This window comes from Roseibium sp. MMSF_3247, from assembly GCF_030733765.1.
Classification (GTDB): Bacteria; Pseudomonadota; Alphaproteobacteria; order Rhizobiales; family Stappiaceae; genus Roseibium.
Genome location: NZ_JASHII010000002.1, coordinates 519,105 through 541,584, shown reverse-complemented (window position 1 = coordinate 541,584; position 22,480 = coordinate 519,105). Strand labels below are relative to the sequence as shown.

Sequence of the window (22,480 nt, the reverse complement as noted above, 5' to 3'; positions counted from 1 at the left end):
TTAGAGCCATGACCCCTCAAGCCCCTCACCTCATAGAAGACATTCGTGCAGCGTCCAGAAAGTTGGTGCGCGAGTTTGGCTTTCTGGAAAAGACAATCGCCGGAACAGATCTTTCCGGCTCGGGCGTTCACGCAATCATAGAGATTGGCCTCACCCCCGGCCTGACGGCAAAGGAGTTGGGGGCGCGGCTCAAGCTGGAAAAGTCCACGATCAGCCGTCTTTTGAAATCCTTGGAAACGCGGGGCGAAATCGTCCAAACCCAATCCAAGACCGATGGACGCGCCTTCCAGCTCCACCTTACACCAAAGGGCAAGGACACTTGGATTGCGATCAACCGGTTTGGAGACAATCAGGCCCGTACCGCGCTTGCCAACATCACGGGCGTCGACACGGCAACAATCGCCAACGCCCTCACTTCTTATGCCCAGGCCCTTGGCAGCGACGCCTCCAATGCTGCGCCCGACGGAACACAATATCCGGTTGTCGAAGGCTATCAGACCGGCATGATCGGTGACATCTCGGCCCTGCACGCCCGGACACATGGCCCGATCGTCGGCATGGGACCGGCTTTTGAAAGTGTTGTTTCTCAAGCCATGGCGGAATTCATGCCGCGGGTCGAGCGTCCAATGAACAACAGCTGGAGCGTTCTGGAAAATGGAGCCGTGATCGGGTCAATCACGATCGATGGCGAAGATCTGGGCAATAACATTGCCCACCTGCGCTGGTTCATCCTGTCTGAACGCTTGCGCGGCAAGGGGCTCGGCAAAGTGCTCCTCAACAAAGCGTTGACGCATTGCGACCGGCTCGGCTTCGACGAAATTCATCTCTGGACCCTGAAGGGGTTGGACGCCGCACGGGCCCTTTATGAAAAAAGCGGCTTTGATCTGGCGGAAGAATACCTTGGCGATCAGTGGGGTCGGGAAGTCATGGAACAGAAATTCATCCGGAAGCGGGCCGCTTAGTGCGGGCCGGTGCCAGGATCATGTTTTGGAAATGGAATTGCCGCCGTCACACAACATGGCAGACCCAGTGACAAACGAGCCCGCATCCGACAAGAGGAACATAGCCGCTCTGGCGATTTCCTCAGGCTCGGCCATACGTTTCAGCGCATGCATTCCTTTGACGATCTCATGGTACTCGGGATCATCCCCAGCCATATCCGTTTTCGTCCCTCCAGGAAGCAGTGCATTGACCCGAATATTGGCGGGGCCGCATTCCGCTGCGAGGCACTGGGTCAACCCAATCAGTCCGGCCTTTGACGCGGCATACGCTGCCATCCCCGGCATGCCAACCGTGTGTCCGACAAAAGTGGATGTGAATACAATTGCTCCGCCGCCGTTTTCCCGAAGAGCGGGCACCTGGTATTTGGCCGCAAGAAAACAGCTTGTCAGGTTCGTGTTCAGAACGGTGTTCCACACTTCCTGACGCATGTCCTCAACGGGACCAAGATCGCCCAGGATCCCTGCGTTGTTAAATGCACCGTCAAGTCCGCCGAAATGATCCTTTGCAGCCTCAACAAGGCCTTTCGCGCAGTGCGGATCGTTTACGTCGCCGGGCACAATCAACACCTGATCCGCGTCAGCGCCCACACTTTTCCTGACCTCTTCGAGACGATCGGCTCGCCTTGCCGTGATCACCAGATTGGCTCCCGCTTCGGCAAACAGCTTCACAGCCGCTGCACCGATTCCACTGCTGGCACCCGTGATAAGAATTGTTTTGTCTTGCAACATTTTTAAGTCCCTCATTGACGTGAGGGAGCCTAATTGACGCACAATTCTCAACCGAGAAACCCGATTTCCGAGCCCCTTTCTATTGGATTACAGTATTAGCGGACGGAGAGTTCTAGCCCCAGAGGGACGGATCCTGCCAGACGACAGGTACGATCAGCGGGCCTTCGATTTGCTCCAATCCAGTCCCCAGCGACACGGACTGCCAGGCATCCGCCCACTCTTCAGGCATCGGATAAGGCGCGCGGATCGTGCGCTCTGACGCGAAGCCGAAACGGCTATAATATGCCGGATCCCCAAGCACCAGAACCTTGTCGATCGCGCGTTCCTGAAGACGTTTGAACCCCTCGCTAACCAGCGCGCTGCCGATCCCTTGTTTGTGCTGAGCCGGGTCCACGCAAAGCGGAGCCAAGAGGCCGACAGACACAGCGTCAACACTGCAAATCGTAAACGCGACATGGCCAACGACTTTGCCATTGTCTTCCGCAACGAGTGAAAGAACATCGACGGATCCAGTCAACAAAGATCGGACCACCGGCAAGAGATCCTCATCCGGAAATGCAGCCGGATAGATCCGCTCCAGGCTTTTCAGATCTTCTGTGGTGCTTTCCCGAAAGATCATATCGCCCTTGCCTTATCGCGGTTAGCTGCCGTGGTCCTTGTCACGGTCTGCAATGTTGTCGAGGTCGGTGTCGCTTTCGTCGCCATCTTCATCGATGCTCTGGCCCGTGTCGGCCAAAACGAGTTTGCGATGTTGCTGCCAGGAAAAGGGAATGCTCAAGAGATAGAGCACTGACCCGCCCGCCAGCATCCGGAATGGATAGCTGGCCGTCAGCGCAACGATCAGAACGGCAAAGACGAACAGTGGCAGAACATAATCCCGGCGCACCCGCGTACCAAAATTTTTGCCTGAAAACGTCGGCAGCCGACTGATCAGAAGGAAAGCAATTGCAATGGTGTATGCCGCGACCACCGCGCTGTCCGCAAACCAATGAGGAAACAGGCCAAGAAAGTCGAAATAAAGCGGCAAAAGCACGGTCAATGCACCGGCGGGAGCTGGCACGCCGGTAAAGAACCTAGAAGCCCAGGTTGGTTTATCCGGGTCGTCCAAGGCCACATTGAACCTTGCCAGACGCAGAGCGGCGCAAATGGCAAAAATCAGAGCGGAAATCCAGCCGAGAGAGCCAGCCTCATTCAAGATCCAGATGTAGAGCATCAACGCCGGCACGACGCCAAAATTGACAAAATCCGCCAGTGAATCCAATTCAGCACCGAATTTTGACGTTCCCTTCATCAGACGGGCAACCCGGCCATCCAGCCCATCGAGAACAGCGGCAATTAAAACCGCACCAACGGCAAACTCCCAACGGCCCTCAAACGCCATGCGGACTGCCGTCAACCCGGAACACAATGCCAGGAGCGTCACCATGTTCGGCACGATCAGGCGCAGCGGCACCCTGCGAAAACGCGGCTGCCGCTTGGTCTTGATGGATGTGGGGCCAGTATCCTCGATCACGATCGCGCCTTAACTCACCCGGGTTAGTGTGGGTGCCGGAGCCTGCGGCTGGTTGAGGTCTGCCAGGACTGTTTCGCCCGCAATCATGGTTTGACCAAGCGCGACCTTCGGCACAGTTCCCGCAGGAAAATAGACATCGAGCCGGGAGCCGAAGCGGATCAAACCAAAGCGTTCGCCGGCGGAAAGATTTTCGCCTTCCTTCACAAAACAGACGATCCGGCGCGCGACCAGGCCTGCAATCTGAACAACACCAATGTTCGTGCCGTTGTGATCGATCACAAGACCGTTGCGCTCGTTGTCGTCACTGGCCTTGTCGAGCTCCGCATTGAGGAACTTGCCCGCCCGGTATGCGACCCGAACAATCTTGCCGCCTGCCGGTGCCCGGTTCACATGGCAGTTGAAAACATTCATGAAGATCGAGACCCGGACCAAAGGTTCGGCGCCCAGCTCAAGCTCTTCTGGCGGGCGAACTGGACCTACATGGCTTACGACACCATCTGCAGGGGAAATCACCAAGCCGTCGCCAACCGGGGTTACCCGTTGCGGGTCTCGGAAGAAATAGCAGACCCAACCTGTGAAGAAGAGACCGATCCAAAACAAGGGATCCACGAACCAGCCGACAACCAGGGTCGCAACCAGCGCTATGGCCACAAAGGGCCAGCCTTCGCGGTGAACCGGGACCAGGGATTTCGTTACGGAATCGACAATCGACATAGTTCTGCTTTCAGCATCCACAAAAGGGCAGGATCATTTTCGAGCGGCGAAGATCTCACCGCAAATTGCTCATTGGTCGCCGAGCGCACCTGATGCGCAGGGCAACTGCCCCCGCTTCTAAAAGCTTTTTTTCTCAATGAGAACCGTTTTCGGGGCAGTTCAAGCGCTTTTTGCCGGAGCAGTGCCGATACCGGATACCCGAGCATCCCGGTAATCACTCTCCCAATAGGCTGGTTTGCCGTATTTGGAGATCAGAAAATCGACGAAGACACTGACCTTGGGCGGGACAAAGCGTGTTGGCGGATAAACCGCCCAAATCGCCCCAACCCGGGCAACCGGATAATCTTCCATCACCGCGACCAGTCGCCCGTCCCGCAAATCCTCCCAAACATGGGCAAGGGACTTCAAGCTCAGTCCAAGGCCATGGATCGCGGCATCATATGTCAGGTCACCGCTGTCACCCTTGATCACCGGGTTCTTCAATTCAAAACCAACCTCCCCGTCCGGACCATCGAAATACCAAACCGGGACTGACGCCATGCTGATGCAATCGTGGTTGTTCAGGTCTTCAGGGGTTTTGGGCCGGCCTTTCCGGGCAAGGTAATCAGGCGATGCGCACAACGCTCTTGGATTTCCGCCCAGCCTGCGGGCCAGAAGTGAGCTGTCGGCAAGCGGCGCGCCCCGGATGGCCATATCGTAGCCTTCCTGAACCACATCGACCATGCGGTCAGAGATATCCATTTCAATTTGGACATCCGGGTAAAGACTCCGGAATTCGACGAGATGCGGAAGAATGTGTTTCCGGCCGAAGAAGGTGTTGCACGAAATGCGCAACGCGCCTTGAGGCGTATCCTGCGTCGCCTCGAGCGCTTGCCGTGCCTGCTGCAACTCATTGATCGCAGACCGCGCGTGATCAAGAAGGACGCGGCCGGCTTCAGTCAGTGTTGTCTTCCGGGTTGTTCTTGCAAAAAGTTGCGCTCCAAACGTCTTTTCAAGATTGGTCAGACGCGCACTTGCTGCCGACGGCGACAATCCAATCTCCCGGCCGGCACCTGACAGGCTGCCAAGCTCGGCGACCCTGATAAAGAACTCCAAATCGTCAAGACGCATTATACGAAACTTTCGAAATATCCTTGCGATATAAGCCACATTCTTCAAATGGACGCAATATGGGACAACGTCTCCACCGAAACGAAGGAGACCACCATGTTCCACACCGGAGACGAATTTGAAAACCGCGCCCGCGCTGAACGTCACTACGAGCTGCGTCGCTTGAGACATGCCCTGTCTGACCTTTTGTTCGGCCAGACTGTCGAGACAGCCGCCAAGATGCCGAAAAGGCTCACAAGCGCCAATGACAAGGACTTTCCAACGTCCCGCGCAGCTTAAGCGCGGGAGTTCCTCTCACTCATGGAGTGCAATCGCGGCGAAGTCCCAAGGCTATTTTGCTGGGACATAGTCTGCCGGTTGCCCGCGGGTAATAATCCCGAGATCGTCGTTTTCGCGCGCTGCCCGCAAACGCTCTTCCGCCTCATCGGCTTCACGCTGACGCGCCCACATCGATGCATACAGTCCGTCGTTTGCCAGCAGTTCCGAATGTGTTCCCCGTTCTGCAATTTCACCAGCTTCGAGCACAATGATCTGGTCCGCATTCACGACCGTGGACAAACGGTGAGCAATCACCAGCGTCGTGCGGTTCTTTGACACCTGATCCAATGCCGACTGGATCTCGCGTTCCGTATGAGTGTCCAGAGCCGAGGTTGCTTCGTCGAGAATCAAGATCGGCGGTGCCTTGAGGATCGTCCGGGCGATTGCGACCCTCTGCTTTTCGCCACCGGAGAGCTTGAGCCCGCGCTCACCAACTTCAGACTGGTAGCCTTGCGGCAGGTTTTCGATAAAGTCGTGGATCTGCGCCATGCGCGCCGCGTCCCTCACCTCATCATCGGAGGCATCCGGCCGCCCGTAGCGGATGTTGTACGCGATGGTGTCGTTGAAGAGGACAGTGTCCTGCGGGACCATGCCAATCGCATGGCGCACACTTTCCTGGGTGACATCGCGAACATCCTGTCCATCGATCTCAACGGCGCCGCCGGTCACATCATAGAACCGGAACAACAGTCTTGAGATCGTTGATTTTCCTGCCCCGGACGGGCCGACAATGGCGATCGTCTTGCCGGCCGGAACATCAAAATCCACGCCCTTGAGGATCGGCCGATCGGCATCGTAGTGGAATTCGACATCTTTAAAGCGGATCGTGCCTGCAACAGCCTTGAGTGGAGCCGCTCCGTCTTTGTCCTTGATCTCCGCTGGCACAAGCAGGAGATCGAACATCGATTCGATATCGGCCAGACCCTGACGGATTTCGCGGTAGAGAAAGCCGATGAAATTGAGCGGCATGGAGATTTGCATCAGCAGTGCGTTGATCAGAACAAAATCGCCGATGTTCTGTTCGCCGGCCATGACCGCGCGGGCGGAGAGACCCATACAGGCTGCCATTCCGAGGCCCAGGATCACTGCCTGACCGAAGTTGAGCCAGGCAAGCGACGTCCAGGTTTTTGTCGCCGCCTTTTCATACTTGGCCATCGAGACATCGAAGCGCTCGGCTTCCATCTTCTCATTGCCGAAGTATTTGACCGTTTCGAAATTCAGCAAGCTGTCGATGGATTTCGAATTGGCATCCGTATCGCTGTCATTCATTTCCCGGCGTATGGCGATCCGCCAGTTGGAGGCCTTAATCGTGAACCAAACGTAAGCCACGATCATCACGGCAACGATCACGACATAAGCAAAGCCGAACTGGAACCAGATCACACCGGCCATAAGCGCGAATTCCAGAACGGTCGGAATCCCGTTGAGGATCGTGAAGCGGACGATCGACTCAATCCCCTTGACCCCACGTTCAATAACCCGGCTCAGGCCACCGGTTCGCCGGGCCAGATGAAACCGCAAGGAAAGTTGATGCAAATGGCGGAAGGTCAGTTTGGCAAGCTGTCGGACGGCGTGCTGGCCCACGCGGGCAAACAAGGCATCGCGCAACTGGTTGAACGCAACGGCCATCACCCGAGCCGCGTTGTAGGCCAGAACCAGCATGACCGGAGCCAAAAGGAAAGCTGGCAAGCCAACATCTTCGCCAGCGAGAACATCTGTCGCCCAGGCGAAGAAATAGGGCGATAGAACGGTAATGAACTTGGCTACTACAAGCGCAGCAACTGCCAGCAAAACCCGTTTTTTCAGATCTGGCCGTGAAGACGGCCAGATATATGGCCAAAGGTTTTTGAGCGTTGAAAGCGTGTCACCTTCATCCGCACTAACAGCCTTTTGTGCGGGCGCGCTTTTTTGTGCGTGAGCAGGGTTTGACGGGGCCGAACCGGCCGACGTCCCATGTGATTGCGTCAAGTATTCTCTCCCGATGCCCTTTGCAGGCCGTTCCGGTAACTTATTCGTTTGCCGCCAACTCGTTCACCGCGCCAAGAACGCCGTTGTCGTGCTCGGAATTCAAAAGCCTCCAGAATGCATCCGATGCTTCCTGCGTCTTTGAAATCTGATCCCAGTTCAAAACATAATGGCAATTGCGCCCACGGGTGTCGCAGGTCAGAAACCCTGCATCTTTCAGAACCTGAAGGTGCTGTGACACGGTCGATTGAGCGAGCGGCAGGGCACTGACGATTTCGCCGCAGCAAGCTTCTTTCTCACCGGCCAAACGCCGCAGGATCGCAAGGCGCGCCGGATGCCCAAGCGCCCGGAACTGTGCAGCCAGGCTTTCACATCCCGACAGACCGGACGCGTTTTCGCCGCTTGCGGTGTGCGGGCAAACCTGATCGCTCATGCGGGGAACTCCTTTCGGGCGGCGCCAATAATCGTAAATATGCGATCAATACCCAAAAAGACAAGGTCCAACACGAATTCGGGCGGACACCAAAGCGGCGCCCGCCCCAATAATCGCTTTACAAAACCTACAACAATCAGCCGTTCCGGCCGGTGTCCGAGGTAGGCGCGGGCCAGTTCAGGTCTCCTTCCGGTGTCAGGAACACCTGTCCCGGATAGATCAGATCCGGATCGCGAATCTGGCCCTTGTTGGCTTGGTAGATTGTGGTGTAGCGGATACCGTCCCCATAAAGGCGCCTGGAGATCCGCCAGAGATTGTCCCCCTTGCGAATGATCACAACAGGCAGCGCCTTCCTGACGTCCGCGCTGTCACCGTCTGCCGAGCCGGAAGTTCCGCTCGCGACGACCTTTGTCAGGACGATCTGTTCATCCTGTTGTTTTTCAAAGGTCACGGCCGCCCGCGCATCCACTGATTTGCCGTCTTCGGCAATCATGTCAGCCCGGACTTCCACATTGCCTTCTGCGACCGACTTGTCGCCTTCAAGGAGCCACCGGCCGCTGGAATTTGCTGTGGCCTCGCCCTGGTAATCATCACCGACATAGACACGGACAGACGATCCAGGTTCTGCGGTGCCGGCGACGTAGACCTTGTTCTCTTCCGACTCCACTGCTTCAACCGTAACAGGCGGGTTACCGCCCTCAGTGCCGGTTTCGGCAGATGCACTCGTCTCGCCCTGAGAGGCCGCGGCAACTTTCTGGTTTGTATCGGTTGGAGACGCGTCACCGGAACTATCCGGAGCGTCGGAGGCAGAGGCTGTTGTCGTCTCTACGGGGGCCGTGGTTGCTTCCGGTTCCGAAGCTGTGCTGGTTCCGGCGACCTCTGCCGTCTGCTCAGACGCTTGGGAACCGCTGTCGGCAGTTTGTTGTTGTGTGTCTGCGGTCGCAGTTCCGTTCGAAGCTGAGTCAGGATCAGTGCTCGATGCAGCTGCCGACACAGTTGTTTCAGCGGCTGCCGGAGCAGCTCCCTCAGAACCGCCAGCCTCAGCTGTCATGTTCTCAGAAGGCGAGGAGCTCGGTGTGTCTCCTGCTGCTTCAGAGGTCGGTGCCGCGGCCACAACAGTTTCCTCAGCCTTTGGCGCTTCAGCGACTGCAGCCGGCGCTTCCGGCTTTTGCAAGATATTGGACGGTCCATCAGGCGAATTCAGGACCACGAGTGGTTGTTGCTTTCCACCGTCCGGAATGGAGATGGCAACCCGTTCATCAGACGTGGACAGCTGCTCTCCGCCCTGATCATGAACTTCCAGAGCAACGTCATAATCGCCAGGCTTCAACGGCTCATCTAGAATGATGGTCCATTCGCCCGCCGGGTTGGCAATGGTTTTGCCAACCACCTCACCGTTTGCTGTCAGCGCCACAATGGCTCCGGCTTCCGACCGCCCGGCGACAACCGTCTCGCCGGTTGGTTCTACACCCACCACGTCGAAGCTCGGCTTGTCTGACACCGCCGCAGTTTCAGACGCCTCGGGTTCGTCAGGTGTGGCGGCCGGGTTTTCTTCTTGCTGAACTGCGGGTTCAGACGTGACGGCCTGCTGGTCCGGAGCAGCACTTGCCTGTTGATCGCCTTTGGAGGACTCGTTTGTAGTCCCAGCAACCTGGCTATCTGCGCGCTCCTGCTCCACCGGCATCTCGCCACTGTCACGATAGAAGTAACCGGTGATCAATGCCGCCACGCCAACAGGCACGGCAATTATCAAAGTCCGGATCAGGGTCTGCTTGCTCATTGCTCTTCCCATCGAAAGCAATGCGGCTGACCGGCCGCTGCTTTCGTATCTTTCCCTTGGCAGACGGCAGTATTTGTCTGCTTGCCCCATTGGATATTCTACATCCATGCATAACGGCCTTTTTGTGCCGCGGCAAGAAAACCGCGGATCACCAACCGGCCTTTCGAACAGAATGCTTGACCTTATACAGGGCTCAATGCCACATCATGTCGTTATGACGACAAATTCTCCTAAGCATCTCAAAAGCGTTTGTGTTTATTGCGGCTCGAGCTTCGGGTCGGACCCTGCACATGAGGCGGCAGCCGCTCGACTTGGCCAGTTGATTGCCGAAGCCGGATTGCGGCTTGTGTATGGCGGGGGCTCGGTTGGCCTGATGGGGACCGTCGCGCGCGCAGCGATGGAATGCGGCGGTCAGGTCACGGGAATTATTCCGCAGTTTCTTGAAAAACGCGAGGTGATGCTGGACACAGTTGAAGACCTCGTGATCACCCAGAACATGCACGAACGCAAACATCTGATGTTCGAAAAGTCAGATGCCTTCATCGCTCTTCCAGGTGGGATTGGGACGCTGGAAGAAGCGGTCGAAATGATGACCTGGGCTCAGCTTGGCCAGCACCGCAAGCCGGTTGTTCTTGCGAATATCAACGGCTTTTGGTCCCCCCTTCTTGAGCTGCTCGATCACATGCGCGCGCAGGGATACATCCGGCCAGACACTGAAGTCCCTTACCTAATTGCCAAACAAGTGGATCAGATCATCCCCATGCTCGAAAAAAGTATCGGCGATGGTTCTGATGCGCCGTTCGAAGGTGGAGCGGCGGCCGCAGATCTTTAGCCAGCAAAAAATAATGAAACTCTCCGAACGTTAGGTGTTCGGCGACTGGACGACGATTTTCGCTGGTCTTTTCGGTATGTTTTGACCCTCTGGTTAAGGTCTTGGAAGCTTCTTCCCTTGTAAATTTGCCAAGCAAATCACACGGGCGGATCAGCTTACATGCGCACTATGCTTCTGGTGGAAGACGCATCGTTCTTCGAAAAGGCGATCGTTGACCGGCTTCAGGATATCGGACGTCACCAGATCATGGTCGCGCGAAATTTCAGTGAAGCGGAAAGCTGCCTGGACATGCCGATCTGCGAACCCGATCTTGCATTGGTGGATCTGACTCTGCCGGACGCGCCAAATGGCGAAATTGTAGACCTTTGCCGCAACAGAAACATTCCGACGATCATCTTCACAAGCAAGTTCGACAACGAAGTCCGTGAAAAGGCCCTTGCAAAAGGGGTGATCGATTACGTCCTGAAGGATACACCCGCAAGCCTCGATTATGTGGCTGAGTTGCTGAAACGGCTGTCCTACAATCCCAAGATCGGTATCTTGATTCTGGATGATTCCTCTGTCGACCGGGAGCGGATCGCCCAGATCACATCGCACCATCTTTATCAGACTTACCAAGCCAGCACGCCGGCTGAAGCCCTGCAGATGTTGCGGGATCACCCGCACATCCGGCTTGTTCTTGCCGATTATTACATGCCGGACGAAGACGGTTTTGCATTTCTGAAGACGGTGCGGCGGAAATACAGCCGCGAACGCCTGAGCGTGATTGGCATGTCGTCGCTATCGAACTCAGATAACCGCATCCGCTTCTTGAAGTACGGCGCTGCCGATTTCATCGACAAGTCCTATGCGCCAGAAGAAATCCTTCTCCGGATTTCGTTAAACCTGGACATGATGGACCGCATCGCAGAGCTCAACACCCTTGCCATGCAGGATGCGCTGACCGGGGTTCACAATAGGCACTTCCTTTTCACAAAGGCCGTGAAGCAAATCGAGTCCTGGGCACATTCGGGCAATAAAGCGTCTTGGATTGCGGTGTTTGATCTCGATTCATTCAAACAGATCAACGACGAATACGGACATGATGTCGGCGACAGTGTCCTTCTAGGTTTTGCGCGCCAGCTTCGAGCGCTCGCCGGACCGGAGGACATAATCATCCGGCTGGGCGGCGACGAGTTCTGCATGATCTTCCGATCGGAAACACGCGACAGCCTAACCCTGAAACTGGCCGGGTTCATGAAGAGCCTCAGCACACACCCGATCCGGCATTCGGGAACCGACCTTCTGTGCCAAACAAGTGTCGGCATTGCAAAGCTCGAGGGCGGAGAGATCTCCGACGCGCTCAGCATCGCCGACAAACATCTTTACGCCTCCAAGCGGAGTGGGTTTGAAATGCTCGCCGTCGCTTCCGACGGATGACAGACCAGCAGATTAGACCGTCGCCTGCTGCGCTTTTCTGGCGTTTCGTGCATTCCGCCAGCTGTCGAATGTAAAGACCACGAGCGCAATCCAGATCATGACAAAACCGAGCAGTTTGACCTGATCCAGCGGCTCTCCCCAGACATAAACCGCCATCAGAAAGTGTATCGATGGCGCAATGTACTGCATCAAACCAAGCATGAAGAGTGGCAGACGGCGTGCGGCCGAGCTGAAACAGATCAGCGGCAACGCCGTAACAATGCCTGTGCCTGCAAGCGCAATGAGGACTGGAATATCATCCAGGATCAGCGCATCGACACCCCATGAAAGGCTGAGAAGCAGGTATCCGATGGCAATCGGAAACAGCAGCACCGTCTCAACGAACAGGCCGGGCGTTGCCTTAACCGGTGTCACTTTCCGCACATAGCCGTAGCCTGCAAACGAGAACGCGAGCACCAGAGACACCCAGGGCAGCCCACCCGCCAGTACCGCCTGCAAGACAACGGCAAATCCGGCCATGGCAACGGCAATGTACTGCCATTTCGTCATGCGTTCGCGCAAAACGATCAGCCCAACCAGAATGCTGACGAGGGGATTGATGAAATAGCCGAGCGATACGTCCAGCACCTGCTCGTTCGCAATCGCCCAAACGAACACCAGCCAGTTGACCGAAATGAACGACGCGGACATCGCGAGTTTTTTCAAGACTGCCGGGTCAGCAAAGACATCAAGAACCTCCTGCCAGCGGCCCCGGAGATACAAAAAACCGCCGACAAACAGCACGGACCAGGCAATCCGGTGCGCAACGACGAGGTCCGCCGAAACCGTATCGGTCAGCTTGTAGTAGGCCGGAAAGAACCCCCACATGCCGTAAGCCGCAAGGCCAAAGAGGAGGCCACGGCGGAGTTCGTTTTCCGCCTCGGTGCGTGTCACGGGCTCAGACATAGCGCGTGCCTTTCTGGCGCCGAACCTTAGCTCTCCTGAGCCTTGACAAGCGCGAATGTGATGGAATCGACCAGCGCTTGAAAGGACGCATCGACGATATTGGAGGAGACACCGATGGTGAACCAGCGCCGCTGGGTCCTGGCATCATGGCTTTCGATCAGAACCCGGGTCACCGCATCGGTACCACCGTTCAAGATGCGCACCTTATAGTCGATCAGCTCCAGCCCTTCAATCGCGGCCTGATACTTTCCAAGGTCCTTGCGCAGGGCCATGTCGAGCGCGTTGACCGGGCCGTTGCCTTCCGCAACGGACATGCGCGTCTCCCCATCGACGTTTACCTTGACCACTGCTTCGGAGACCGTGATCAGATCACCGATGGCATTAAACCGGCGCTCGACCATGACTTTAAAGGAATCTACCTGGAAAAAGTCCGGCACCTCTCCGAGCTCGCGTAGCGCAAGCAGTTCAAAGGATGCATCCGCTGCCTCATAGGCATATCCGAGCGCCTCCCGCTCCTTTACCTTGGCCAGCAGCCGGTCCAGACGAGGATCGGCCTTGTCGACCGTGATGCCGACACGTGCCAGTTCGCCCAGCAGATTGCTCTTTCCGGCTTGATCGGATACGAGCACCCGGCGCTGGTTGCCCACCGTCTCCGGGGCGACATGCTCATAGGTTTGCGGATCCTTCAAGATAGCCGAGGCGTGAATGCCGGCCTTGGTCGCAAACGCCGTTTCCCCCACATAGGGTGCATGCCGGTTTGGCGAGCGGTTGAGGATCTCGTCGAAGGCATGAGAGATCGCGGTGATGTCCTGAAGCTGGTCTTCACTGACACCGATTTCCAGACGGTCGGCAAACTGTGATTTCAGTTTCAGGGTCGGGATCAGTGTGATCAGGTTCGCATTACCGCAGCGCTCGCCCAGACCGTTCAGGGTCCCCTGGACCTGCCGCACCCCGGCATCGACGGCTGCCAGGGAATTGGCCACCGCATGACCGGTGTCATCGTGCGTGTGAATGCCAAGATGACTGCCGGGCACGACCTCCTGAACCTTCGTCACGATGGAATGGATCTCGTCGGGCAATGTGCCCCCGTTGGTATCACACAGAACAACCCAGCGGGCTCCGGCCTGATAGGCAGTCCGAGCGCACGCGAGCGCATAGTCTGGATTGGCTTTATAGCCATCGAAGAAATGTTCACAGTCGATCATGGCTTCCTTGCCGGCCGAAACGGCAGCCGTGACAGTACCTTCGATCGCTTCGAGGTTTTCCTCATTTGTGCAACCAAGCGCCACATCCACATGATAATCCCAGGCCTTGGCAACAAAACAGCAGGCGTCCGACTGGCTGGCCAGGATCTGTTGGAGGCCAGGATCGTTCGACGCCGATCGCCCTGCCCGCTTCGTCATTCCGAAGGCAGTGAACGTCGCATTTTTTGTCCGCTTTTGAGAGAAGAACTCGGTATCGGCCGGATTTGCTCCAGGATAACCGCCTTCCACATAGTCGACCCCAAGCCGCTCCAGCAGTTCTGCAATGACGATCTTCTCGTTTACGGAAAAATCAATACCGCTGGTTTGCGCACCATCGCGCAGGGTCGTGTCGAATAGGTAGAGGCGGTCTTTGGTCATCTGTCTGTTCCGTCGGACATCTGCGGCGCTACGGGCCACTCTTTCGTATCGTGGTCTGGGTGCTGGTGATTGCTGGCGTCAATTTCGGCGATCACATCCGCAAATTCCGGGTCATCTTCGGGCCCGCCCGGCAACGCATGCAACGTGTCAACGCCCGAGATCCTGTCCCGCTTCCAGTGTTGTTTCGTTACGGGGACCCGGGCGGGCTCATCAAATGCTCCGATCGCCAGCCCAATCAATGGATAATCGCGATAGGCAAAAACAAGCGGTGTTCCGCACCGGCTGCAAAACCCGCGATCAACTACGTCAGAGGAGGCGTAATAAGTTGGCTGCCCGCGGGTCCATGTCAGATCTTCGTGGCGCGCATCGACAAGTGGCGCGAAGAAATTGCCGAATGCCTTCTGGCACATCCGGCAATGGCAAATGCTCGCTTCACCCAGTGTTCCCTCAACGCGAAACCGAACCGCGCCGCATTGGCAGCCCCCGGTGTAGGACCCGCTCATCGGATGGTCTCCGGCCAGGCTTCCGTATCCCGATCCGGATGCTGGTGGTTGCGGAGGTTGGAAAACACGTCCTGTGCCGCAGCCTCCGCTTCTTCCGTTCGGGTCGGCAGATCCGCAAGTCCCTCGCACCAGGACAAGCGGTTCTCCAGTCCCAACTGGATTTCCGGGGCCACAAGATCCGGCTGATCGAGGCTCGCGATCGTGATGTCGATATGAGAGCCTTCAAACTCATAGGTCAGCGGCGTGCCACAGTCCCGGCAAAATCCGCGCCGAACGAGGTTTGAACTCTGAAAGTAAGCTGGCTCTCCCCGCGTCCAACTGAGATTTTCAACGACGACGAGCGCTGCAAACGGTCCGCCGACCGCCTTTTGGCACATGCGGCAATGGCAAATCGACGGCCGTTTGAACCCTTCAGCACAGTACCGCACCGCCCCGCACTGGCAGCCGCCGGACTTGATGTCTGTTTCTTCCGTCATCCGTTTTGCCTCTCCCTTTTGCTCTAACGGTTCTTCGTTAACTGCAAAGAACCGTTAGGCCAGTCTTTCCCTGACCCAGTTCACCGCTTCATTTCCCAGGTCGTCACGCGGGCGCCGGTTTCAGAGTCTTTTGAATCCTTTAGCGCGATGCCTTGAGATGCCAGTTCATCGCGGATCCGGTCGGCTTCGGCCCAGTTCTTTCCGTTGAGCGCCTCCAGCCGGGCAGTGATGGCAGCCTTGATTGCGGCTTCGTCGATGCCGGACATATCCGCTGCAACAGGCTTGAGACCCAACAGAGCTCCAGAAGCTGAAAACTCGGCCAGTTTAACCGGGTCCTTGTTCGCCTCGCCCGCAAGGCCATGCAACGCCTGAATGGCTGCGGCCGTATTCAGATCATCGTTCATGGCATCAAGCACGTCTGCTGCCGGAGCCGCATCCGTCTCGACAAGATCCGGCCATTTGCCCAACAGGTTCTCTGCCTCTTCCAGCTTGCGCACAGAAAAGTCGATCGGCTCCTTGTAATGGGTCATCAGCATGGCAAGGCGCAGCACTTCGCCGGGCCATTTGCGGCCGCCGAAATTCTCCGTCTCCAGAAGCTCGTGGATGGTGAAGAAGTTGCCTTCCGACTTGGACATCTTCCGGCCTTCAACCTGCACAAAGCCATTGTGAACCCAATAGTTCGACATGGTTTTTGTGTCGTTGGCGCAGCACGATTGGGCGATCTCGTTTTCATGGTGCGGAAAGATCAGATCCAACCCGCCGCCGTGAATGTCGAAAACCTTGCCAAGATGGTGCTCGCTCATGACGGAGCACTCGATGTGCCAGCCCGGACGCCCGCGCCCCCACGGACTGTCCCAACCGGGTTCTTCCGGCGAGGACAGTTTCCAAAGCACAAAGTCTCCCGGGTTCTTCTTGTGGCTATCGACCGCAATGCGGGCACCCGCGATCTGCTCATCCAGCTTGCGCTTGGACAGACCGCCGTAATCCGGCATTGAAACCGTGTCGAACAGCACTTCGCCGCCATCCGCGGTCTCAGCCACATAGGCATGCCCCTTTTCGATGAGCAGTTCGATCATCTTGACCATGCCATCGATGTGCTCAGTTGCCCGCGGCTGGACCGTCGGCTCCAGGCAGCCAAGAGATGCCACATCCTTTTGGTATTGATCCGCCGTCTTTTTGGTGACTTTTGAGATCGCCTCATTGAGCGGCATATCCGGATAATCACGCAGCGCACGTGCGTTGATCTTGTCGTCAACGTCCGTGATGTTGCGGGCGTAGGTAACGTGCTCAGCGCCGTAGAGATGGCGCAGCAAACGGTACAAAACGTCAAACACAATCGCCGGACGCGCATTGCCGATATGGGCAAAGTCGTAAACGGTCGGTCCGCAGACATAGAGACGCACATTGCTATCATCGATCGCGCAGAAGTTTTCCTTCTGGCGGGTCAATGTGTTGGTGAGCTTCAAGCCCTTGAAGGTGCCGGATTTCGCTGGGTCAGCGGCGCTCATGTCAAACGGTCTCCTGGCCGGCTGGCCGGGCGGTCCGTCTACAAGGAAATTTGCCAAGAGGGAACGGCCACAGCCAGCGGTGTCGCTAGCTGCAAATAATGGTGGTGATAATGATGTTCCGTGTGGCCGTCATCATGGCAAGGGTTATGGACCGGTTTCATCAGAGCGGTCAAGATCACTTTTTCATGCAAACAACCCTTCCTTCAGGTTCTGGCGTTGGCGCACAGGCCGGGAACCTTTAATCTGACGCTGCGGGAATCAAGGAGGGGCTTTCCGATGCACACGACAGATCATGCGAGCCGGTACATTCGACACGCAGCACTGATCACGCTGGTAACAGCGGTGATCGCGATACAACCCTTGGTAGGGCTTGCCCAATCGGCGCCAGCCCCAACCTCAAAGCCGCAGCGTGCCGCAGAAAACGTGGAAATCCCGGCGCCCGTCTTCCTGGAACCGGAAACGCCAATCGCCAGATCACTGCAAGCGGCGATGTCACCGGATGTCTCGGAAAAGGCTGTCCTGTTTTACGGGCAGCGCGCTTTTGCCCCGATCTGGTTTTCCGCCGAAGGCATGAGAGAAAACGCCCATTTGGCCGTTGCAGCCATGGCGGCGGCAAATGAGCACGCGCTCAATCCGGAAAACTATGATCCTCTCGGCCTTGTGGATATGGCTTCCTCTGCCCAGACCGCAGACGACTGGGCTCAGTTTGAGCTGGAACTCACCAAGCAGTATCTGCGCTATGCCACGCACCTCTCTTCCGGCCGCGTTCAACCCAACAAGGTCAACAAGGCTCTGAACCTCTTTCCCGACCGTCCGGACCCGACGATGCTACTTGAACAGGCCGTAGAGGCGATTGACTTCAGCGCGTTCCTCGAAGGTCTTGCGCCCCGCTCTGACAATTACGCGCGCTTGAAACGGCGTCTTGCTCAATATCGCGAGAAAGCAGCCAGCGGCCCCTTCACCACTGTTCCGGACGGTGATGTGCTCAAGCCCGGCATGAGCGATCCGCGTGTTGCTGCGCTCCGGGAGCGGCTGATTGAAGAAGACATTCCCGGAGCAGCCGAACACAGCGGCGATGTTTATGACGGTGTTCTCATCGAAGCCGTCACAACCTTCCAGGATCACCACGGCCTAGCCAACGATGGCGTCATCGGCAAGGAAACCCTCGCCCGCTTGAACATTCCCTTGGAAGAAAAACTCGTCCAGATGGAGCTCAACATGGAGCGCCGGCGCTGGATGCGGGACGATCTCGGCAGCTTTTATGTGTTCGTCAACCTGGCCGACCAGGAGCTCAAAGTAGTCAAGGAAGGCAAGACCATCCACACCGCGCCGGTGGTGGTTGGCAAGCCTTACCACGCCACACCGGTGTTTTCCGATACGCTCGACTACGTGGAGATCAATCCCTTCTGGAACGTACCATACTCAATCGCGACCTCCGAGTATTTGCCGAAGCTGAAGCAAAATCCCTCGGCCCTTACGAGCAAGAACATCCGGGTGTTCCGGGACGGGACTGAAGTCGCCCCGACGCAGGTAGCCTGGAACAGTTACGCGCGGGGCAATTTCCCCTTCCGGCTGCGTCAGGATCCGGGAAACAGCAATGCGCTCGGCCGGATCAAGTTCATGTTCCCGAACGAATTCAATATTTACATCCACGACACGCCATCAAAATCCCTGTTTTCCCGGGCCGAACGGGCTTTCAGCCATGGCTGCATCCGGGTATCAGATCCCTTTGCACTCGCTGATGTCCTGTTGGCCCATAAGAATGCGGATGAAGGGCATTGGGAGAAAATCCGGGATTCAGAAAAGCGGACCGTCGTCAAACCCAGCGTGCCGATCGAAGTACACCTCACCTATCTGACCGCATGGATGAACAAGGACGGTTCGACTCACTTCAGAAAAGACATTTATGGCCGGGACGAGAAGCTTCTTGACGCGCTACGGACCGCCATGACAGAGAATCTATAGATATTTTCTTATATCTTTCAATACCTTGAAGGTAATTCATAAACCTGAACGCCAGCTGAATACGGCACTCAGCATGGGTTCAAGGCGCAAAACATATTCTCCGGATCAACAACACAGCGTTGCCTTCTGGAGAAAGAAAATGTTGAACCGCCTTTTTGTGATCATCTTCCTGGTTATTGTCCTCGGCGGTCCGTTCATCGCGCTCTTGGCGATTACGGACGGAACAAAGGCATTCGGCAACGAAGTTCAACAGAAAAGCGTTTGCCTGATGACCGGAACCGGTTGTGGAAACGGAAACCTGGTTGTCACCGTTGCCAGCCGCATATAAAAGCGCCAAAGGACACGGACGTTCTTTGATTGCGTCCCACAACGAAGTTTGGCAAGGTCTATTGATGGACTACAAAGCGCTGGAAGAAAAAGCGGAAACCGCCGCAGAATTCATGAAGCTGATGGCTTCCGCGCCCCGGTTGCTTCTGATGTGCCATGTGATGGACGAAGAGCGCAGCGTTGGCGAACTGGCCGAGAAGACCGGTATGCGCATGCCGACTGTCTCTCAGCAGCTTGCTCTTTTGCGCGCGCAAGGGCTTGTTTCAACACGGCGCGAAGGCACCACCATCTATTATCGGCTGGCCAGCGAACCGGTCAAAGATGTGATGGCCATGCTTTACAAGCATTTTTGTGCGGACGCCGAACTGCCAGTCGCCCACCATCTCGAAACGCTCGAAGGCGACAAGCCGGGCTCACGCCAATAAGGCGCAAGCAGCGGCCTCCCGACTTAGCTCTCCAAGTAATCTCCACAGCGCGGTGGTTCCTGGGTTCCCCAAGGCATCAACGGCACGGTCGATGTTGAATTCTTCGGGCTACCTTCGATCAGCTTGTCGGAATAAACCATATAAACAAGCGTATTCCGCTTCACATCGCAGCCGCGCACGATCCGCATCTTCTTGAACATGAACGAACGGCCCTGGCGGAACATCTCCTCGCCTTGCTCGAAGTTTTCCTTGATCTGCACCGGGCCGACCTGACGGCATGCAAGCGATACATCCGAGACTTCTTCTGCAACGCCCAGCCAACCGGAAACCCCACCCTTTTCCGGAACAGTAAAGTGGCAGGACACTCCGTCAATCAGCGGGTCATCGATGGCATAGGTCGCCAGCTTGTGGTCCGGGGTCAAAAACTTCCAGACGGTCGATTTTTTGAAGATCAGATCCGGTTCATCGTTGGCAAGCGCCGGGGCAGCGGACTGCATGCAAAGGCTGAGAAAGAGGATGGCTGCAGTGCGAAACCGCATGATAAAACTCCAAGTGTCAAAAAGCTGTCTTCAATGTGGGAACCAGCCTCAGGGTATCAAGCACTCTCCGCGTTAGAAAGCAAAACCGCCCGGGCCATGATAGGACCCGAGCGGTGTTTATCGAGTATAGCCTGCTGTTCAGGCGCCGGCTTTTTCCAGAACCTTCTCGTCCTGGTCAACCTCTTCTTCCAGAAGGAGTTCGCCGTCTGGAGCCGCCTCTTCACCGCCAGCGAGCAGAGACGCTGCAAAGTCACTGTCAGTTACGAGTTCATTTGAAGCTTCTGAAGGTGCTTCTGCGGTCTCGCCCGTGTCTTGTTCAACATCCGCACTGGAGTCGTCTGCAACTATCTCGTCGACGGCCACTGGCTCATCTTCTGCTACGGCGACTTCCGTTTTTTGAGACACCGGCGATGTGCGGGTCAGCGCATCTTCCAAATCGTCGCAACGTTCCCGTGTCCAGATCTGCGGCTGGTCCAGCCCCTGCGCTTCATCATACGCCCTTGCGACGTTGAACGGCAGGTGTGCATCAAAGAGCAGCGCGCTGCCAAATCTCGGCTGAAGCGCATCGTTGAGGGATTGGAAGGTGTCGTGCAGGCCCAACTTGCTCTCGGCACAAGCTGCAGCCGCATCGCGCAAAGTCACGACATAATCGCGGGTGGTTTCAATCGCGGTTGCGACGGCTGCAGACCCGATTGCCGGGCGGCCATGGCCCGGGACTAACGCAGAAGGTCGGAACGCCATGATCCGGTCCAATGCCCGCGGCCAATCGGCCAGGTGCGCGTCGCCGCAATAAGGGGCGGTGTTTGATTGAACCAGACCGCCAGCATAAAGCACGGAACTGTCTGAGACCCAAACGACCAGATCACCCATCGTGTGTCCCCGCCCAAGATGCATAAGGCGCACTTCGCGGCCGCCAAGATCAATGGACATGGATGATGCGATTGTCATGGTCGGCATCGCCAGCGCCGGGAGCGCATGACCAGCAGGATAAAAGTCCGGATACCGGGCTTTCAGAACTTCGCGATCATCAAGACCGCGGGTTTCCATCATGCGTTTGGTCAGATCAGACGCGATCACCTCGCCAGCCTCAAAGGCTGCAGCACCAGCCGTGCTGTCGCCATGGAAATGCGTCAGCAGCAGGACCTTGATCGGTTTGTCAGAGATCTCGCGGATCTTCTTGAGGAAAATCTGGCCGAGTTCTTCCGTCGGCTGGGCATCAATGACAAGGAGCCCGCGCTCGCCAACGATCACACCGGTATTCGGACACCCTTCGGCAGAAATGGCATAGCACCCGGATCCAAGATCATGGATCTTCGCGTCTTGTCCGAGTTCACGTTCAGATGATGTGTCTGCCGTAGTCATGACAGCCTCGCTTTCCTGCCAGCCAACCCGATGAGCAATTCACCGGTCTCAGGGTGTGAATATGTTCTTGCCACACCAGCGTCACTTGTTACGGCATCGATTCGCAAATTTTGGTGCATTATTTCGTTAAACGTTTCTTTCTTATCAACAGATAGGTCTAGTAATTGCGCCTCATACAGGCATTTCTATGGCATTGAACCGGACAACGAGAAGCAAACGCTCCGTAGATTTGCAAAATGACCGCCGAGTGCTTTCACCTCTGTTTTGACCAGCTATACTTCTGCTTGGTTACCATTGAGGCCCTGACCACCGAAAACCAATCGGCTTGACGGGGTGCTGCGCCTCTCCAGCATGCGATCCGTATCTTGCGTGAAGCATGTCCCAACAAGACCTGAGTTCTCATGCCCAAAACCAGCAATGCGCCCCAAGAAACAGCAGTGCTGAGACTCAATGAGTTTCTTCCCTACCGGCTGAACCATCTGGCAGAGACCGTCAGCCGGTCGCTGTCCAAGATCTACGCCGATGATTTCGGGATCGGGATCCCGGAATGGCGCGTGGTGGCAACACTCGGCGAACATGTAGCAATGACAGCGCGCGACATCGGCAAAGCGACGGCCATGCACAAAACGAAGGTGAGCCGCGCCGTCGCCGCTTTGGAGAAAAAAGGGCATCTCAGCCGCGGCGCGAACCCGGATGACCAGCGCGAACAACTCTTGCAACTCACCGATAATGGCCGTGCCATGTATGAGGACCTCGTGCCAAAAGCGTTGGGCTATTCCCTTCACTTGGAAGCGGCCTTGAGCGAAGAGCAGCGCATCGCTCTGGACGAGATCTTTCAACGTCTTCATGCCGCTGCGGAAAAATAAGCCTGCCGCCCTGCCCACCATTAACCGAACATGAGAGCTTTCCTTGATATGGCTTGGCTTCGAGAGGATACTGATCTGGCTGTTTGAGCAGCAAGGCGCGGGGATGATATGCGCCGGTGGGGAAAAGT

Annotated in this window: 23 protein-coding genes; 8 read left to right on the top strand and 15 right to left on the bottom strand. The window is 56.6% G+C overall.

Going from position 1 to position 22,480, the window contains the following annotated elements; translation table 11 throughout:
• Window positions 1-8: 8 nt before the first annotated feature.
• Window positions 9-962, top strand: a complete 954-nt coding sequence (locus RBB44_RS07950) for a helix-turn-helix domain-containing GNAT family N-acetyltransferase (protein WP_306146859.1) — start codon at window positions 9-11, stop codon at window positions 960-962.
• A gap of 18 nt (window positions 963-980) precedes the next feature.
• Here the strand turns inward: RBB44_RS07950 and RBB44_RS07945 are convergent, their stop codons facing one another.
• The 5 genes from RBB44_RS07945 to RBB44_RS07925 all read right to left on the bottom strand — a co-directional run bounded on the left by RBB44_RS07945 (window position 981) and on the right by RBB44_RS07925 (window position 5,067).
• A complete protein-coding gene (locus tag RBB44_RS07945) occupies window positions 981-1,730 on the bottom strand; it encodes an SDR family oxidoreductase (RefSeq protein ID WP_306146858.1) in 750 nt (249 codons plus the stop codon).
• Between the two features lie 112 nt (window positions 1,731-1,842).
• The gene (locus tag RBB44_RS07940; RefSeq protein WP_306146857.1) at window positions 1,843-2,349 is read right to left on the bottom strand and encodes a GNAT family N-acetyltransferase; all 507 of its coding nucleotides are present in this window, start codon (window positions 2,347-2,349) and stop codon (window positions 1,843-1,845) included.
• A 21-nt stretch (window positions 2,350-2,370) separates the two neighbouring features.
• A complete protein-coding gene (gene pssA / locus RBB44_RS07935) occupies window positions 2,371-3,183 on the bottom strand; it encodes a CDP-diacylglycerol--serine O-phosphatidyltransferase (protein WP_371932239.1) in 813 nt (270 codons plus the stop codon).
• A 69-nt stretch (window positions 3,184-3,252) separates the two neighbouring features.
• Window positions 3,253-3,978, bottom strand: a complete 726-nt coding sequence (locus RBB44_RS07930) for a phosphatidylserine decarboxylase (protein ID WP_306146855.1) — start codon at window positions 3,976-3,978, stop codon at window positions 3,253-3,255.
• 138 nt (window positions 3,979-4,116) lie between these two features.
• Entirely contained in the window at window positions 4,117-5,067 is a 951-nt protein-coding gene (locus RBB44_RS07925; RefSeq protein ID WP_306146854.1) for a LysR family transcriptional regulator, read from the bottom strand.
• 96 nt (window positions 5,068-5,163) lie between these two features.
• Here RBB44_RS07925 and RBB44_RS07920 point away from each other — a divergent pair, with 96 nt between their 5' ends.
• Window positions 5,164-5,346 (top strand): hypothetical protein, encoded by a 183-nt coding sequence (locus RBB44_RS07920; RefSeq protein WP_306146853.1) that lies wholly within the window; start codon window positions 5,164-5,166, stop codon window positions 5,344-5,346.
• A gap of 51 nt (window positions 5,347-5,397) precedes the next feature.
• Here RBB44_RS07920 and RBB44_RS07915 read toward each other — a convergent pair whose 3' ends face one another.
• The 3 genes from RBB44_RS07915 to RBB44_RS07905 all read right to left on the bottom strand — a co-directional run bounded on the left by RBB44_RS07915 (window position 5,398) and on the right by RBB44_RS07905 (window position 9,563).
• On the bottom strand, window positions 5,398-7,353 hold the full coding sequence (locus RBB44_RS07915) for an ABC transporter ATP-binding protein/permease (RefSeq protein ID WP_306146852.1): 1,956 nt from the start codon (window positions 7,351-7,353) through the stop codon (window positions 5,398-5,400).
• 40 nt (window positions 7,354-7,393) lie between these two features.
• A complete protein-coding gene (locus tag RBB44_RS07910; RefSeq protein ID WP_306146851.1) occupies window positions 7,394-7,783 on the bottom strand; it encodes a helix-turn-helix transcriptional regulator in 390 nt (129 codons plus the stop codon).
• A 136-nt stretch (window positions 7,784-7,919) separates the two neighbouring features.
• Window positions 7,920-9,563 (bottom strand): LysM peptidoglycan-binding domain-containing protein, encoded by a 1,644-nt coding sequence (locus RBB44_RS07905; RefSeq protein WP_306146850.1) that lies wholly within the window; start codon window positions 9,561-9,563, stop codon window positions 7,920-7,922.
• 214 nt (window positions 9,564-9,777) lie between these two features.
• On the opposite strand from RBB44_RS07905, the gene RBB44_RS07900 reads away from it, so the two are divergent.
• Together RBB44_RS07900 and RBB44_RS07895 are read left to right on the top strand one after the other, a co-directional pair.
• Complete coding sequence (locus RBB44_RS07900; protein ID WP_209177595.1) at window positions 9,778-10,395, top strand: TIGR00730 family Rossman fold protein; 618 nt, start codon at window positions 9,778-9,780, stop codon at window positions 10,393-10,395.
• 159 nt (window positions 10,396-10,554) lie between these two features.
• Complete coding sequence (locus tag RBB44_RS07895; RefSeq protein ID WP_306146847.1) at window positions 10,555-11,814, top strand: diguanylate cyclase; 1,260 nt, start codon at window positions 10,555-10,557, stop codon at window positions 11,812-11,814.
• Between the two features lie 12 nt (window positions 11,815-11,826).
• On the opposite strand, the gene rarD is transcribed toward RBB44_RS07895, so the two are convergent.
• The 5 genes from rarD to cysS all read right to left on the bottom strand — a co-directional run bounded on the left by rarD (window position 11,827) and on the right by cysS (window position 16,868).
• Entirely contained in the window at window positions 11,827-12,759 is a 933-nt protein-coding gene (gene rarD, locus RBB44_RS07890) for an EamA family transporter RarD (RefSeq protein WP_166672747.1), read from the bottom strand.
• A 26-nt stretch (window positions 12,760-12,785) separates the two neighbouring features.
• Window positions 12,786-14,381, bottom strand: a complete 1,596-nt coding sequence (gene cimA / locus RBB44_RS07885; protein WP_306146846.1) for a citramalate synthase — start codon at window positions 14,379-14,381, stop codon at window positions 12,786-12,788.
• Entirely contained in the window at window positions 14,378-14,884 is a 507-nt protein-coding gene (locus RBB44_RS07880) for a GFA family protein (protein WP_306146844.1), read from the bottom strand. Before RBB44_RS07880 ends, cimA begins: the two co-directional genes overlap by 4 nt.
• Entirely contained in the window at window positions 14,881-15,360 is a 480-nt protein-coding gene (locus tag RBB44_RS07875) for a GFA family protein (RefSeq protein ID WP_306146842.1), read from the bottom strand. The genes RBB44_RS07880 and RBB44_RS07875 overlap by 4 nt, the downstream gene beginning before the upstream one ends.
• Window positions 15,361-15,440: 80 nt before the next feature.
• Window positions 15,441-16,868 (bottom strand): cysteine--tRNA ligase, encoded by a 1,428-nt coding sequence (cysS, locus tag RBB44_RS07870; RefSeq protein ID WP_306146840.1) that lies wholly within the window; start codon window positions 16,866-16,868, stop codon window positions 15,441-15,443.
• 276 nt (window positions 16,869-17,144) lie between these two features.
• Here cysS and RBB44_RS07865 point away from each other — a divergent pair, with 276 nt between their 5' ends.
• From RBB44_RS07865 to RBB44_RS07855, 3 genes are all read left to right on the top strand, one after another.
• A complete protein-coding gene (locus tag RBB44_RS07865) occupies window positions 17,145-18,833 on the top strand; it encodes a murein L,D-transpeptidase (protein ID WP_306146839.1) in 1,689 nt (562 codons plus the stop codon).
• Between the two features lie 139 nt (window positions 18,834-18,972).
• Window positions 18,973-19,161 (top strand): sugar transporter, encoded by a 189-nt coding sequence (locus RBB44_RS07860; RefSeq protein WP_306146838.1) that lies wholly within the window; start codon window positions 18,973-18,975, stop codon window positions 19,159-19,161.
• 64 nt (window positions 19,162-19,225) lie between these two features.
• Window positions 19,226-19,585, top strand: a complete 360-nt coding sequence (locus RBB44_RS07855; protein WP_008188976.1) for a helix-turn-helix transcriptional regulator — start codon at window positions 19,226-19,228, stop codon at window positions 19,583-19,585.
• A gap of 23 nt (window positions 19,586-19,608) precedes the next feature.
• Here RBB44_RS07855 and RBB44_RS07850 read toward each other — a convergent pair whose 3' ends face one another.
• Both RBB44_RS07850 and RBB44_RS07845 read right to left on the bottom strand, forming a co-directional pair.
• A complete protein-coding gene (locus RBB44_RS07850) occupies window positions 19,609-20,124 on the bottom strand; it encodes a CreA family protein (RefSeq protein WP_040451832.1) in 516 nt (171 codons plus the stop codon).
• A 138-nt stretch (window positions 20,125-20,262) separates the two neighbouring features.
• Entirely contained in the window at window positions 20,263-21,486 is a 1,224-nt protein-coding gene (locus RBB44_RS07845; protein ID WP_306146837.1) for an MBL fold metallo-hydrolase, read from the bottom strand.
• 437 nt (window positions 21,487-21,923) lie between these two features.
• Here RBB44_RS07845 and RBB44_RS07840 point away from each other — a divergent pair, with 437 nt between their 5' ends.
• A complete protein-coding gene (locus RBB44_RS07840) occupies window positions 21,924-22,352 on the top strand; it encodes a MarR family winged helix-turn-helix transcriptional regulator (protein ID WP_306146836.1) in 429 nt (142 codons plus the stop codon).
• Window positions 22,353-22,480: the final 128 nt, after the last annotated feature.

Excerpts from the sequence above, each read along its gene's own strand:
- RBB44_RS07950 (WP_306146859.1), top strand. The coding sequence starts at position 9 with ATGACCCCTCAAGCCCCTCACCTCATAGAAGACATTCGTGCAGCGTCC.
- RBB44_RS07945 (WP_306146858.1), bottom strand. The coding sequence starts at position 1,730 with ATGTTGCAAGACAAAACAATTCTTATCACGGGTGCCAGCAGTGGAATC.
- RBB44_RS07940 (WP_306146857.1), bottom strand. The coding sequence starts at position 2,349 with ATGATCTTTCGGGAAAGCACCACAGAAGATCTGAAAAGCCTGGAGCGG.
- RBB44_RS07925 (WP_306146854.1), bottom strand. The coding sequence starts at position 5,067 with ATGCGTCTTGACGATTTGGAGTTCTTTATCAGGGTCGCCGAGCTTGGC.
- RBB44_RS07920 (WP_306146853.1), top strand. The coding sequence starts at position 5,164 with ATGTTCCACACCGGAGACGAATTTGAAAACCGCGCCCGCGCTGAACGT.
- RBB44_RS07910 (WP_306146851.1), bottom strand. The coding sequence starts at position 7,783 with ATGAGCGATCAGGTTTGCCCGCACACCGCAAGCGGCGAAAACGCGTCC.
- RBB44_RS07905 (WP_306146850.1), bottom strand. The coding sequence starts at position 9,563 with ATGAGCAAGCAGACCCTGATCCGGACTTTGATAATTGCCGTGCCTGTT.
- RBB44_RS07900 (WP_209177595.1), top strand. The coding sequence starts at position 9,778 with ATGACGACAAATTCTCCTAAGCATCTCAAAAGCGTTTGTGTTTATTGC.
- RBB44_RS07895 (WP_306146847.1), top strand. The coding sequence starts at position 10,555 with ATGCGCACTATGCTTCTGGTGGAAGACGCATCGTTCTTCGAAAAGGCG.
- rarD (WP_166672747.1), bottom strand. The coding sequence starts at position 12,759 with ATGTCTGAGCCCGTGACACGCACCGAGGCGGAAAACGAACTCCGCCGT.
- cimA (WP_306146846.1), bottom strand. The coding sequence starts at position 14,381 with ATGACCAAAGACCGCCTCTACCTATTCGACACGACCCTGCGCGATGGT.
- RBB44_RS07880 (WP_306146844.1), bottom strand. The coding sequence starts at position 14,884 with ATGAGCGGGTCCTACACCGGGGGCTGCCAATGCGGCGCGGTTCGGTTT.
- RBB44_RS07875 (WP_306146842.1), bottom strand. The coding sequence starts at position 15,360 with ATGACGGAAGAAACAGACATCAAGTCCGGCGGCTGCCAGTGCGGGGCG.
- cysS (WP_306146840.1), bottom strand. The coding sequence starts at position 16,868 with ATGAGCGCCGCTGACCCAGCGAAATCCGGCACCTTCAAGGGCTTGAAG.
- RBB44_RS07865 (WP_306146839.1), top strand. The coding sequence starts at position 17,145 with ATGCACACGACAGATCATGCGAGCCGGTACATTCGACACGCAGCACTG.
- RBB44_RS07860 (WP_306146838.1), top strand. The coding sequence starts at position 18,973 with ATGTTGAACCGCCTTTTTGTGATCATCTTCCTGGTTATTGTCCTCGGC.
- RBB44_RS07855 (WP_008188976.1), top strand. The coding sequence starts at position 19,226 with ATGGACTACAAAGCGCTGGAAGAAAAAGCGGAAACCGCCGCAGAATTC.
- RBB44_RS07850 (WP_040451832.1), bottom strand. The coding sequence starts at position 20,124 with ATGCGGTTTCGCACTGCAGCCATCCTCTTTCTCAGCCTTTGCATGCAG.
- RBB44_RS07845 (WP_306146837.1), bottom strand. The coding sequence starts at position 21,486 with ATGACTACGGCAGACACATCATCTGAACGTGAACTCGGACAAGACGCG.